This is a genomic window from Rhizobium rosettiformans W3 (assembly GCF_004912135.1).
Taxonomy (GTDB): domain Bacteria; phylum Pseudomonadota; class Alphaproteobacteria; order Rhizobiales; family Rhizobiaceae; genus Allorhizobium; species Allorhizobium rosettiformans.
This window is the reverse complement of record NZ_STGU01000006.1, coordinates 125778-138951: the sequence shown is the minus strand read 5'-3', so window position 1 is coordinate 138951 and position 13174 is coordinate 125778. Positions and strand designations below refer to the sequence as shown.

The 13174-nt window shown below is 64.8% G+C and carries 13 protein-coding genes; 6 read left to right on the top strand and 7 right to left on the bottom strand.

Annotated elements, in window-relative coordinates; translation table 11 throughout:
- Window positions 1–8 precede the first annotated feature (8 nt).
- Complete coding sequence (locus tag FAA86_RS12790) at window positions 9–539, top strand: hypothetical protein (RefSeq protein ID WP_136541116.1); 531 nt, start codon at window positions 9–11, stop codon at window positions 537–539.
- An 85-nt stretch (window positions 540–624) separates the two neighbouring features.
- The gene (locus tag FAA86_RS12785; protein ID WP_136541114.1) at window positions 625–1122 is read left to right on the top strand and encodes a GNAT family N-acetyltransferase; all 498 of its coding nucleotides are present in this window, start codon (window positions 625–627) and stop codon (window positions 1120–1122) included.
- A 47-nt stretch (window positions 1123–1169) separates the two neighbouring features.
- Here the strand turns inward: FAA86_RS12785 and FAA86_RS12780 are convergent, their stop codons facing one another.
- From FAA86_RS12780 to FAA86_RS12765, 4 genes are read right to left on the bottom strand one after another with little or no spacing between them, the layout of a single operon-like run.
- A complete protein-coding gene (locus tag FAA86_RS12780; RefSeq protein ID WP_136541112.1) occupies window positions 1170–3239 on the bottom strand; it encodes a hypothetical protein in 2070 nt (689 codons plus the stop codon).
- A gap of 4 nt (window positions 3240–3243) precedes the next feature.
- Complete coding sequence (locus FAA86_RS12775) at window positions 3244–6066, bottom strand: DUF4159 domain-containing protein (RefSeq protein WP_136541110.1); 2823 nt, start codon at window positions 6064–6066, stop codon at window positions 3244–3246.
- Entirely contained in the window at window positions 6066–6983 is a 918-nt protein-coding gene (locus FAA86_RS12770; protein ID WP_136541108.1) for a DUF58 domain-containing protein, read from the bottom strand. Before FAA86_RS12770 ends, FAA86_RS12775 begins: the two co-directional genes overlap by 1 nt.
- A 16-nt stretch (window positions 6984–6999) precedes the next feature.
- On the bottom strand, window positions 7000–8013 hold the full coding sequence (locus FAA86_RS12765; RefSeq protein ID WP_136541106.1) for an AAA family ATPase: 1014 nt from the start codon (window positions 8011–8013) through the stop codon (window positions 7000–7002).
- Window positions 8014–8173: 160 nt separating this feature from the next.
- Here FAA86_RS12765 and FAA86_RS12760 point away from each other — a divergent pair, with 160 nt between their 5' ends.
- The 4 genes from FAA86_RS12760 to FAA86_RS12745 all read left to right on the top strand — a co-directional run bounded on the left by FAA86_RS12760 (window position 8174) and on the right by FAA86_RS12745 (window position 11342).
- Window positions 8174–8797 (top strand): DUF1285 domain-containing protein, encoded by a 624-nt coding sequence (locus FAA86_RS12760; RefSeq protein ID WP_136541104.1) that lies wholly within the window; start codon window positions 8174–8176, stop codon window positions 8795–8797.
- Window positions 8794–9426, top strand: a complete 633-nt coding sequence (locus FAA86_RS12755; RefSeq protein WP_136541102.1) for a CoA pyrophosphatase — start codon at window positions 8794–8796, stop codon at window positions 9424–9426. Before FAA86_RS12760 ends, FAA86_RS12755 begins: the two co-directional genes overlap by 4 nt.
- Window positions 9423–10679, top strand: coding sequence for a CCA tRNA nucleotidyltransferase (locus FAA86_RS12750; RefSeq protein WP_136541100.1), 1257 nt, complete (start codon window positions 9423–9425; stop codon window positions 10677–10679). The genes FAA86_RS12755 and FAA86_RS12750 overlap by 4 nt, the downstream gene beginning before the upstream one ends.
- Before the next feature lie 174 nt (window positions 10680–10853).
- A complete protein-coding gene (locus FAA86_RS12745) occupies window positions 10854–11342 on the top strand; it encodes a fasciclin domain-containing protein (protein ID WP_136541098.1) in 489 nt (162 codons plus the stop codon).
- Between the two features lie 49 nt (window positions 11343–11391).
- On the opposite strand, the gene FAA86_RS12740 is transcribed toward FAA86_RS12745, so the two are convergent.
- The 3 genes from FAA86_RS12740 to hemF all read right to left on the bottom strand — a co-directional run bounded on the left by FAA86_RS12740 (window position 11392) and on the right by hemF (window position 13075).
- Window positions 11392–11580 (bottom strand): DUF1059 domain-containing protein, encoded by a 189-nt coding sequence (locus FAA86_RS12740; protein ID WP_113458711.1) that lies wholly within the window; start codon window positions 11578–11580, stop codon window positions 11392–11394.
- Between the two features lie 131 nt (window positions 11581–11711).
- On the bottom strand, window positions 11712–11987 hold the full coding sequence (locus tag FAA86_RS12735; protein WP_113458712.1) for a hypothetical protein: 276 nt from the start codon (window positions 11985–11987) through the stop codon (window positions 11712–11714).
- Window positions 11988–12160: 173 nt separating this feature from the next.
- Window positions 12161–13075, bottom strand: coding sequence for an oxygen-dependent coproporphyrinogen oxidase (hemF, locus tag FAA86_RS12730; protein WP_113458713.1), 915 nt, complete (start codon window positions 13073–13075; stop codon window positions 12161–12163).
- Window positions 13076–13174: the final 99 nt, after the last annotated feature.

Here is a 13174-nt window from a genome sequence, read left to right as displayed (position 1 = left end):
GTATCGCCATGAATTTGCTCAGCACACTCAAACGTTCCAAGAGTGATCCGAAGGTTCTCGAGAAGGGGCCGAGCTCCTTTTCCTCTTCGGACCGGCTTGCCCGCAATCTCGGCTGGTTCAGCATCGGGCTCGGCCTCGTCGAACTGTTCGGCGCGCACCGCATCACCCGCGCGCTCGGCATGGAGGGGCAGGAAGTCATGGTCCGATCCTATGGGCTTCGCGAGATCGGCTCGGGCATGATGACGCTTTCGGTCGACAAGGAGGTGGGGCTTGCCAGCCGCATCGCCGGCGACGGCCTCGACATCGTCGCGCTGGGATCGGCCATGCATCCCGACAATCCGAAGCAGGACAATGTGGCGATCGCGCTTTTCATGGTGGCGGGTGTGACGCTGCTCGACTTCATCGCCGCGGGTGCTGCCACCGGCCGACACATGCGCCGCGGCGAGGTCAAGGACTTCGGCGACAGGAGCGGCTTCCCGAAGGGGGTGTCGGCCTCTCGCGGGCTGGCGAAGGAAAAGGCGAAGGCGCTGATGGGGTGAGTGGCTCGCTGTTACGGAGAGGCTGGCTAGTGCTACGGTTTCATTGTTAAAGAGAGACGCTGGAGACCATCGCCTCAGGACAAACATGTTTTCCGTTCCAACCCTGACCACCGCACGTCTCACCCTGCGTCCCATGCGCTCCGAGGACTGGGCCGCCTATCGCTGGCTGATGGGTTCGGAGCGCGCCCAGTACATGGGTGGTCCATTTTCCGATGCCGCTGCCTGGGGCATGTTCTGCAGCGACCATGCGCAGTGGGACCTGTTCGGCTGCAGCGCTCTGATGATCGACGAGACCGTGACCGGTGCCTGCGTGGGGCAGGTGGGGATCAATGCTGGACCGCTGTTTCCCGAGTTCGAACTGGGATGGTTCGTGTATCCGGAATTCGAGGGCAGAGGCTATGCCCGTGAGGCTGCGGAAGCGATGCTCAGCTGGGCGAAAGAGGTTCGGCAGTTGCCGAGCCTTGTCAGCTATGTCGATCCCGCCAACGCGCGATCGGCGGGGCTTGCCTTGCGGCTCGGCGCCGAGCTGGACCCGAAGGCCGAGCGGCCGTCACCGGGCGATCTGGTTTACCGTCACTATTGAGCAACCGGTCTGCTGATCGGTGCAATGGCGAAGGCGACGGCGTGGCTTCAGCGTCCCTCGCGCCACCACATGGCCGAGACGGCCAGCAGCAAGATCCCCAAGCCGGCAAATCCTGCAAACAGCGGCAGCGTATTGACGCCCTTGAGCACGGTTTCGTCGGTCAGCTTAATCAGCATCCGGCGATCGTCGGCAACGCGGACTTCGCCGCGCACCGGGAGGATGTCGGGGATGCGGACGGAGGCGTCGCCATCGTCGAGACGGGTGGTTAGGCCGCGGGTTTCCTCGCTGATCGGCGACAGCGTGTCTGTCGTCGAGATCATCGCGCGGAATTCCGGGGCGTCGACCGCGCCGACATGGACGAGGGTCGAGAAGTCGCCATTGGTCACGGTGAAGAGGCCGGTTTCCGTCATGCGGCGTTCGCCGCGATAGAGGCCGGGCTGGATCTCGTTGAGGTTCAGCGCAATCGTTTCGCCCGAGGGCGTGGTGATCGTTGCGGGGCCAGGGGCGTCGCCGATGGTCTGTCGGGTGACTTCCAGCGTACGGCCGGTGGCGCGGGCCTTCAGCGCCTCTTCCTCGAGTTCGGGCTCCTTCATCAGCCAGTGGGCGATGCGGCGATAGAGCGAGACATGCGGGCCGCCGCCTTCGAAACCGCGCGCCCAGAGCCAGCCCTGGTCGGAGAGCAGCATGGCGACGCGGCCTTCATTGGCGCGGTTCAAGACGAGCAGCGGGCGGTCGCCGTCGCCGGTCATGACCGTCTCGCCGTCGGTACGGCCGACATCGACGCTGCGGAACCAGCGACCCCATTGCGGCGGTTCGACGGCCGAGCCATCGAGGCCACGGGTGACGGGATGGCGTTTGCCCTGGTCCGAGAGGCGCGGATAGAAGCCGGCCTGGTGCACGTCGCCGGTCGGCGTTGCCGGAAGCACGGAAGAGAGCGGGGTGAGCGCGATCGAATCCTGGCCGGCATGTTCGGGGCCGGCGGCAATCAGCAGCGCGCCGCCGTTTCTCACATATTCGGCGATGTAGTCGTAGTAGAGGATCGGCAGCACGCCGCGATGCTGGTAGCGGTCGAAGATGATCAGATCGAAATCATTGATCTTCTCGACGAACAACTCGCGGGTGGGGAAGGCGATCAGCGACAGTTCGTTGATCGGCGTGCCGTCCTGTTTTTCCGGCGGGCGCAGGATGGTGAAATGCACGAGGTCGACAGAGGCGTCCGATTTCAAGAGGTTGCGCCAGGCGCGTTCGCCGGCATGCGGCTCGCCCGAGACGAGCAGCACGCGCAGGTTCTGGCGGATGCCCTCGATCAGGTGGATGGCGCGGTTGTTGACATCGGTCACTTCACCCGGTGTGGCGGCGACGGAAAATTCGAGCACATTGTTGCCGCCACGGGGAACGCGGAATGCAAAGGACGTCTCGGCGCCGGGCACGGCGGGGACGATGCCGAGATCTTCGCCGTTCATCTTCACCGAGACATCGGCCGGCTGGTTGGAGGCCTCGCCGTCGTCGAAGACGCGGAAGGTCAGCTCCTGTTCCTCGTCAACAATGCCGAAACGCGGGGCGCGCAAGATCTCGATGCGGCGGTCGAACTCGTCCGCCTTGCCGGTGATCAGAGAATGCACCGGGGCGTCGAAGGGGAGCGGCTGGTTCTCAGCCGGAATGTCATGCACCTGGCCGTCGGTGACAAAGATCGCACCGCCGACGCGGGCCGGGGGCACGTCGGTCGTTGCCGCGGCCAGGGCTTCGAACAGTTTGGTCGAGGGGGCGTCGCTGTCGCCGGGGTCGGTCACTTCGACAATGCGCGGCTCGATATTGGCGAAACGGCCGAGGCGGTCGCGGATTCCCTGCAGCGCCTGATCGGTTTCGTCAGCGCGACCGGCAATCTGCTGGCTCTGGCTGCGGTCGACGATCACGGGCACGACGGTGGTCAGCGGATCGCGCTCTTCCTGCAGCAGCAGCGGGTTGGCCAGCGCCGCCAGCACGGCGATGGAGGCGGCGAGACGGATGGCCGTGCCGCGTACGCCGCGCAGGAAGCCGAGGACGGAGAGGACGACGGCCAGCACGGCCAGCAGTCCGATCGCGATCCAGGGAATGAAGGGGGCGAATTCGAGCGTCATGGTCTCATTGCCCCAGTCGTTCGAGCAAAGCCGGCACGTGGACCTGATCCGCCTTGTAGTTGCCGGTCAGCATATACATCATGATGTTGACGCCGGAGCGGAAGGACATTTCGCGCTGCATCTCGTCGGCGGGCACGACGGGCAGTACGCTTGCACCGTTGGCATCAATCGCCCAGGCGCCCATCAAGTCGTTACCGGTGATCATGATCGGGGTAACGCCATCGCCGGATGAAGCGACCGCACTGTTGCTCGACTGGGCCTCTTGGCGGGATTCGACCCAGAGGGGGCTTCCGCTGTAGCGGCCGGGAAAACCTTGAAGCAGATAGAAGGCCCGGGTCAGCACGTGATCGGAAGGGACGGGTTCGAGCGGCGGGATGTCGATATTGGCGAGGATTGCCTGCAGACGTTCGCCGTTCGGCGAGGTTCCCGTATCCGTCCCGAGCATCGAGCCCTGGTCGCGCGTATCGAATAGCACCGTGCCGCCGGCGCGCATATAGGCGTCGATGCGGCTGATGGCGGAGGCCGATGGCATGGGCGCGGTGGCCGAGATCGGCCAGAAGATGATCGGGTAGAAGGAAAGCTCGTCCTTGGAGATGTCGACACCAACCGGCGGCGCGGGTTCAAGCGTCGTCCGGTAGGTGAGGAAATCGGTAAGGCCGGCGAGCCCCTGTTCGGACAGACGATCGACCTCGGCTTCGCCCGTGATGACATAGGCAAGATGGGTGTTGTCGAGGCGCTCTAGGATCTGTTCGTCGCCGGGCTTGGCATCGCTCGACTGGGCGAGCGCCTGGCCAGATGGGGCAACAGCCGCGAGCGCGACGGCGAGCGTCAGGATGGATGCGGCCGCAGCCGGTGCGCGCTTCGGCATGCGGGAGAAGGCGCCGCCCATGAAGAGCACGATGAGGCTGTCGATCACCAGAAGCAGGAAGGCGAGGGTCAGCAGGCCGGGCTTCAGCGGCGTGGCGGCGGTACCGGCCATCGGGTCCCGGGTGACGGTGAGGCCGGCCGGCGAGGGCAGTGGACGCAGCGTGGCATCCGCGGGCAAGAGGTTCAGCGCCGTGAAACCGTCTTCCGTGCCATAGAGGCCGGGCGGATTGTCGAAGGTGGCTGCCTCAGGACGATCGGGCCCGAGGGATAGCGGCTTGGCCGCGCCGGCTTCGGCCGTGAGGGCGCCACGCTCGGTCAGCAGGCGGAAGGGCGGCAGCGACGGTGCCGTCGCCTGGCCAGCCTGGGCTTCGGCTGCACCGACGCGGGTGAGTTGCACGATGCGGCGGAGCATTTCGACAAAGGTGCCGGAGATCGGAAGATCCGACCAGGTGGCCTCGGCGCTGACATGGAAAAGCACGATGCGGCCGGCGCCGGTCTCCTCGACGGTGACCAGCGGCGTGCCGTCGGCAAGGCTTGCCCAGGTGCGGGCGGCGAGATCTGGTGTCGGTTCTGCGAGAACCTGGCGCTTGACGAGAATGCCTTCGGGGCGTGGCATGCCGGCAAAGGGCCCGAAGGTCGGGAAGTCGGCGAGCGGCTGCGGCTCGGCCCACGAGAGAGCGCCGCCGAGTGCACGTTCGCCCTGGCGCAGGATGACTGGGACCAGCGGATCATCGGCCGGGGCAGCCGCGAGACGCGGGCCGGCAAAACGGATCAGCGTGCCGCCGCGGTTGATCCAGGCCTGTAGCGGATCATAGACGTCGGCTGGCAGACGCCCGACATCGGCCAAGACCAGCGCAGACGGGTTCTGGTTGAGGATCTCGGGGATGGCGACCGCGAGATCCGTTTGGCCGGGCTTGACCACATCGGCATAGGGGCCGAGCGCGCGTTCGATGTAATAGAGCGGCGAAAGCAGCGGCTGGAAGCCGTCGCCGCTGTCGCCGGAGATCAGGGCGACCTTGCGGCGGCGGAAGCCATCGTCGAGCAGATGGGTTGCGCCAGCCGAGGCGATGCCGGCAACCGAGAGGCGGGCGAAATCGTTGCGCAGCTCGAAGGGCGCCGCGATCTCGCCCGAGGCTTCCGTGCTGCCGGCGGCAAAATCCACTTGGCCGGAGGCGATGACACGGCCCTGGCGATCCTGGGCGTCAACGATCAGGCTGCGGGGTTCGGAGGCATTGAGACGCGAGAGGGTGACGGTCAGCGCATCCGAGCCGTTGTTAGCACCGGTAATCGCCACACTCGCTGCGCCATCCCCTTCAACGATGCGGAATTCGGCGGGCGACAGGCTGGCGAGATCGGAGAGGAAGGGGTCGTCTGCGTCGCGGGCGATGCCATCGGAGACATAGGCGAGCGTCCCCGGTGTCTGGGCGGAGAACGTGGTGCGGAGGGCCTCGATGGTTCTTGCACGATCCGGACGCAGGGGCCGCGGTGTGGCGGCGGCAAGCTTTTCCAGCGCAACCGCTGGCGTGCCAGGGATCGCGTCATGGGTCGGATCGGCGGTGAAGACGATCGAGACAGGCAGGCTGCGGTCGGCGGCATCGCCGATGAGGGCGGTCGCGGTCTCGACGCGGCGGTCCCAGTCGCCGACGGTTGCCCAGCCGTTGTCGACGACGAGCAGCAGTGGACCATCGCCGGAGAGGGTGGCGTTGCGCGGGTTCATCACGGGGTCGGCGAGCGCGAAGATGACGATCGCGGCCATCAGCATGCGCAGAAGGGTGAGCCACCAGGGGCTTTTCGAAGGCGTTTCCTCACGCTTCAACACGCCGGCCAGGATTTTCAGCGGCGGGAAGACTTCGGCCTTTGGGCGCGGCGGGGTGAGCTTCAGCAGCCACCAGATCAGCGGCAGAGCGAGGAGTGCACCGAGGATCGCGGGAGCGCCGAAGGCCAGCGGAATACCAAACATCAGCCCGCACTCCTGATGGCAGCGGGCGGCATGCCCGACAGGTGCATGTGGACGGCGACGAGGGCCTCGGAGGCCAGTCTGTCGGTGCGGTTGTGGGTGAAGCTCCAGCCCATGCGACGGAGTTGATCCGACATCGTGTCGCGGCGGGCGAGATAGGCCTGCTGATAGTCCTCGCGCAGGGTCTCGGCGCGGCCGGATGTCAGCTTTTCGCCGGTTTCCGGATCGGTGAATTCGGTGCGGCCGGTATAGGGAAAGGTTTCTTCCGCGGGATCGGCCACTTCAACGACATGGCCGCGCAGGCCGCGGCGGGCAAGTGGCGTGATGCGCTGCATGACGCGGTCGGCATCGTCGAGGAAATCGCCAATCAACACGATGTCGCTTGCACCGCGGATCATGCGGGTATCGGGCAGGCCTTCGGTCAGCGGTGCATGCATGATGGCTGCCGCCAGACGTTCGGCGGCGTTGCGGGCGGAGACGGGTTCCATGATGCCGGGGCAGCCGATGCGCTCGCCGGAACGGGCGAGGATTTCGGCGAGCGCCAGCATCAGGACGAGGGCGCGGCTTTCCTTGGATACCGACGCGAGCGTCGACTTGTACATCATCGACGGCGACATGTCCGCCCAGAGCCAGACGGTATGGGCGGCCTCCCATTCGCGGTCGCGGATATACATGTGGTCGTCGCGGGCCGAGCGGCGCCAGTCGATGCGCGAGAAGCTTTCGCCATCAGCATAGGGGCGGAACTGCCAGAAGTTTTCGCCGATGCCGCGCTTGCGGCGGCCATGCCAGCCGGCGATCACGGTGTTGGCGATGCGCTTGGCCTCGACCATGCAGTCAGGCACCAGCACGGCGCGCTGGCGGGCGCGCTTGAGCACCTCGCTTCCGGCTGTCTGCTCGACGATCTGGCCGATCGATGCCACGCGGATACGGCCTCCCTTACTTGCGCAGGTCGGAAACGAGACCCGCGATGACGTCGCGGACGGTCATCCCCTCGGCGCGTGCCGCAAAGGTCAGTGCCATTCGGTGTTCGAGCACCGGTTCGGCGAGCGCGTGCACGTCATCGATCGAGGGGGCGAGGCGGCCTTCGTAGAGGGCGCGGGCGCGGGCGCAGAGCATCAGGGCCTGGCCGGCGCGCGGGCCCGGGCCCCAGGCGACGTTCTTGTCGGTGGTGTCGTTGCCATGGCCAGGGCGGGCGGAGCGGACGAGCGAGAGGATCGCGTCCACCACGGTGTCCGAGACCGGCATCTGACGGATCAGTTTCTGGATCTCCATCAGGCGTTCCGCACCGATCACGGCATTGGCGCGCTTGTCACCGACGCCGGTGGTTTCGAGCAGGATCTGCCGCTCGGCAGCCAGTTCCGGATAGAGCACGTCGACCTGCAGCAGGAAGCGGTCGAGCTGGGCTTCGGGCAGCGGATAGGTGCCTTCCTGCTCGAGCGGGTTCTGGGTCGCGAGCACGTGGAAGGGGGCGGGCAGCTGGTAGGGCTGGCCGGCGATGGTGACGTGATATTCCTGCATCGACTGCAGCAGGGCCGACTGGGTGCGCGGGCTTGCGCGGTTGATCTCGTCGGCCATCAGGAGTTGGGCGAAGACCGGACCCTTGACGAAGCGGAAGGAGCGGCGGCCGGTGTCGTCCTGGTCCATGACCTCGGTGCCGAGGATGTCCGAGGGCATCAGGTCCGGCGTGAACTGGATGCGGTTGGCGTCGAGGCCGAGAACCGTGCCAAGGGTTGTGACCAGCTTGGTCTTGGCGAGGCCGGGCACACCGACGAGCAGGGCATGGCCGCCGGAAAGGATCGCGAGAAGCGTATTTTCGACGACCTTTTCCTGGCCGAAGATCACCTTGGCGACTTCCTGGCGGATGTTCGCAATATCGGCCAGCGCCTTTTCGGCCTCGGCGATGATCGCCTTTTCATCCAATGCGGCATCGGGATTTGGCATCATGCCCATGGTCTGCTCCAATTGGTTCTGGCCGTGTCCTGCGAATCGAGCGGACGCGTAAGGTGCATGTTACTGAAACTAACTTATTGGCCAGAGGACGGCTGACAAGGACGTTTCGAATGACTATCTCGTGACTGTTATAGGCTAAAGACAAAACCGGGACGCAAAGATGGCAGGTGAGACGCTGAAGGCGACAACAGATGCGGCGGGGCTGGCCGCGCTGATTTCGCGCGCGTCAGCGCAAACATCGGGCGGAAAGGCATCACTGCCGCCGGTGGACCGCTGGGAACCACCCTTTTGCGGCGATCTCGACATGGAAATCCGGGCCGACGGCACCTGGTTCTATATGGGGACACCCATCGGTCGGGAGCCGCTTGTCAGGCTCTTTTCGACCGTTCTGCGCAAGGATGAGGACGGAAAAACCTATCTCGTCACGCCTGTGGAAAAGGTCGGGATCCGTGTCCAGGATGCGCATTTCGTCGCCGTGGAGATGAGCGTGACGGGGGAGGCGGGTGAGTCGGTGCTGACGTTCCGCACCAATGTCGGCGACGTCGTCGAGGCGGGGCCGGACCATCCGCTGCGGTTCGAGATCGTCGGCGAGAACCATGAGCTCAAGCCCTATCTGGCCGTGCGCGGCCGGCTTGAGGCGCTGGTGTCACGGGCGGTGATGTATGATCTGGTCGAGCGGGGGGAGATCGTCGAGATCGATGGCAAGGCAATGTTTGCCGTGCGCTCGCGCGGCGTCGTCTTTCCGGTGATGCCTGCCGACGAACTCGATCGTCTGTCGCGATGAGCCTTAAAACCTTCACTGCCGATGATTTCCGTCGCCGGGCGCTGGAGCAGGTGGGGGCGCCGCTCGAACATGCCTGGCGCGACCACGGCGACCATGTGCTGAACCGCGATACCATCATCCAGTACGAGCAGCTCAAGCTGAAGGACGCCGCCGTGCTGATCGGCGTCATCGACGACTGTTACGATGCTCGCATCATCCTGACCCAGCGAACGAGCAAGCTTCGCAAACATGCCGGCCAGATCGCCTTTCCGGGTGGCGGGATCGATGCGACCGATGCCTCGCCGGAAGAGGCAGCCCTGCGCGAGGCGGAGGAAGAGATCGGTCTCGACCGCCGGTTCGTCGAGACGGTGGGGCGGTTGCCGCAATATCTGTCGGGAACCGGCTTTCGCATCCAGCCGGTGCTTTCGGTCGTGCAGCCCGGGTTTTCGCTGACGCTCAACCCGCATGAGGTGGACAGCGTGTTCGAGGTGCCGCTTTCCTTCCTGATGGACCCGGCCAATCATCGGCAGGACAGCCGGATGTGGCAGGGGGCGGTGCGACACTTCTATGTGATGCCCTATCGGGAACGGCATATCTGGGGCATTACCGCCGGCATCATCCGGACGCTCTATGAAAGGCTCTACGCATGACCAATCTGGCTGACCGCGACTGGTTCCAGGATCCGGCGCTGAAGACGCTGATGGCGCTGCTCAACAGCGGCGGCGCGGAGACGCGCGTGGTTGGCGGGGCGGTGCGCAACAGTCTGATGGGACTGCCGGTCGGCGATATCGATCTGGCGACCACGCTTCTGCCGGAAGAGGTGAGCGGCAGGGCGGCCGCCAAGGGCATCAAGGCGGTGCCGACGGGGATCGAGCATGGGACGGTGACGCTGGTCATCGATGGCAAGGGTTATGAGGTGACGACGCTTCGCCGGGATGTCGAGACCAATGGCCGGCATGCCCAGGTCGCCTTCGGGGCGACGTGGCAGGAGGATGCCGACCGGCGCGACCTGACAATGAACGCGCTTTATGTCGGCGTCGATGGCGAGGTGGTCGATCTCGTCGGAGGCTTGGCCGATATCGAAACGAAGACGGTGCGCTTTATTGGCAATGCCGAGCAGCGGATCGCGGAGGATTACTTGCGTGTGCTGCGCTTCTTCCGCTTCTTTGCCCATTACGGCAGTGGCCGCCCTGATGCGGAAGGCCTGAAAGCCTCGGCCCGCGCGCGGGCGCAGCTCAAGACGCTTTCGGCCGAGCGGGTCTGGGCGGAGATGAAGAAGCTCTTGTCGGCGCGCGATCCGGGCCGGGCGCTTTTGTGGATGCGGCAGTCGGGCGTGCTCACCGAGGTCCTGCCGGAGACGGAAAAATGGGGGATCGATGCGATCCCCGGGCTGATCGCCGCCGAACAGGCGCTGGGCTGGGCGCCGGATCCGCTGCTGCGCCTTTGCGCCATCGTGCCGAAGGATGCGGCCCGGCTGGTGACGCTTTCGGAGCGGCTGAGGCTCTCCAATGCCGAAGCGCTGGCGCTCGACCGGTTTGCCCGGGCGCCGAAGCCGCAGGAGACCGTGACCGACGTTGCCTTCGACCGCGATCTCTATCGCTTCGGCAAGGACGGGATGATCTCGATGCTGAAGCTCGAACTCGCCTCGGCCCGCGTCAATGCCGAGCATGACCAGAAGGCCATGGCGCGCAGTGCGCGACTGTTTGCCCTGCTCAAGCGGGCCGAGGGTTTCGTGCGGCCGGTGCTGCCTATCAAGGGCAGCGATGTGCTGGCGGCGGGAATCGTCGCGGGCCCTAAGGTGGGAGAAATCTTGGGCAAGCTCGAAGAGGGCTGGATCGCGTCGCAGTTCAACCTGACGCGTGAGGATCTCCTGGCGCGGCTGGAGACCCTCGCGAAGTCCTGAATTTCATGAAAACAGAATGAGCCAATACGTCCGAGACCTGCTTTGGATCTCGCGTTCCGGCTCAACAAAGAGTGTCCAGAGTGACGCAATCTAAGGTGCGTCTGCCTCCCGTATCTCTGTCGGCTTCAGATGATCGACATGATGTCGGTCTGGCCTTTCAGAGGAGGGACTTCCATGAAACGCATCGCATTTGCATTTCTTGCCGCCGGCATGACGGTCGCCGCTTCCTCGGCGTCTGCCAACAATATCGTCGAGACTGCCCAGCAGGCCGGCAGCTTCAAGACGCTGCTTGCTGCCGCTGAAGCGGCCGGTCTCGTCGACGCGTTGTCGGGCGGCGGACCGCTGACTGTCTTTGCGCCCACCGACGAAGCATTTTCGGCGTTGCCGGCCGGCACCGTCGAGAACCTGCTGAAGCCGGAAAACAAGGACCAGCTTGCGGCAATCCTCAGCTACCACGTGGTGGGCCGAGAGTTGACATCGACCATGCTTCCGGGCCGGACAATCCATGTCCGCACCATCAAGAGCGGCGGTGACCGGACGCTTGCGGTGACGAAATCCGGCGCGGGTGTCACGGTCGACGGCGCGAACGTCGTGAGCGCCGATATCCGCACGGACAATGGCGTCATTCATGTGATCGACAAGGTCATGCTGCCGAGCAGCTAATCGACCGAGACTATGCGGAGCCTGTCGCTCAGGCTCCGCTTCGGGCTCGTCAGGCCGTCGTCTTGTTGTCGTCGCGGATGCGTTCCTTGATGTGGTCGACCATCGAGGGCCGGATAATCTCCTCGCCATGGGTGACGCGCAGATGCTCGACAGCGCGTCTGACGACTTCGGCCTCCTCGTCGGCACGCGTGTGCCAATCGCAACCGGGGACCAGGGTTCCACATTCGAAGCGCTTCATGATCGTCTCCTCCCGTGTGATGACCGTCTAAGCAAACACCGGATTCCCGGCTTTTGTTCGGCCGGAGGTGCAAAAAAAATGCCCGCACCGAAGTGCGGGCAAGGGACAACCGACGCGGTGGATTGGAGAAACTAGTCGGGCATGGCCCAGGCATGGAAGACGGAGCGGGCGGGCTGGCGTTTGCCGCGATGCGCGCCGGTCTCGATGTCATTGGCGGCAAGCCGGTCGGCGAGATCCTTGCCCGCCAGACCGAGGCGAACCTGCTCGACGAAATAGGAATGGGGCAGGTCGACGTCGCTCGACTGACGCATCTGCTCGGCCAGGCGGTCGATGAGGGCAGGTGCTTCGAGCGCGCGGTCGGCCGGTTCTTTGACGCGGGACACGGATACTGAGCTGGATGGGGTCATCGCAATCTCCTCCTCGATACTGCGTGAGGCCGCAGAATGGGACGTGTCAGCACGGAGCGCAATGCAAACTGTCAAGTTAACGACACACAATGTCGTAAGCGGCGGGAATCACCGCTCATTCTTTTTCGTGAACGAAAAAGGTTATCCACATGTCAGCGGTAACGCCCTGTGGATTACGGATAACGCACGAGCGGGGGCAGCGAAGACAGGATTGATTCGACATTCCCGCCGGTCTTCAGGCCGAAGATCGTGCCGCGGTCGTAGAGCAGGTTGAACTCGACATAGCGGCCGCGTCGGACGAGCTGTTCTTCTCGGTCCTGATCCGTCCAGGCCGTGTTGAAGTTGGACCGGACGATCTTCGGATAGACGAGGTTGAAGGCACGGCCGACATCCTGGACGAAGGCGAAATTGGCGTCCCAGCCGCCCTTGTCCTCATCGATGGTCAGCCAGTCGAAGAAGATGCCGCCGATGCCGCGCGCCTCGTTGCGGTGGGGCAGGTAGAAGTATTCGTCGCACCACTTCTTGTAGGCGGCGTAATCTGCGACGGCGGGATGGCGCTCGCAGGTGACTTCCATGGCCCGATGGAAGAGGCGGGTGTCCGGGTCGTCCTGCGTGCGCCGGCGATCGAGCACCGGGGTGAGGTCTGCGCCGCCGCCGAACCACTGGCTGGAGGTCACGACCATGCGGGTGTTCATGTGCACCGTCGGCACATGGGGGTTCACCGGATGGGCGATCAGCGAGATGCCGGAAGCCCAGAAGCGTGGATCTTCCTCAGCGCCGGGCATCTGCTTTCTGAATTCGGGAGAGAACTCGCCATGGACCGTCGATGTATGCACGCCGACCTTTTCGAAGACACGGCCATACATCATCGACATGCGGCCGCCGCCGCCCTGACCCTCTTCACGCAGCCAGTCCTTGGCGGTGAAGCGACCCGGCTCGCGATCGGCCATGGGACCGGTGACCTCGTCCTCCAAGGTTTCGAAGGAGGCGCAGATCGTGTCGCGCAGGCTTTCGAACCAGGCACGGGCGGCCGCCTTCTTGTCCTCGATGTCCTCGGGCAGGCCTTTCGGCAGTAGCGGTCGCTCCATCTCGTCCCCCTCAACGTCGTCAGGCAACTCTTTCAGAGCAAACGAATATCAGGTGAAACCGCGGGCGGCCATATCAGGGCGGAGGTGTCCCCGGAAATT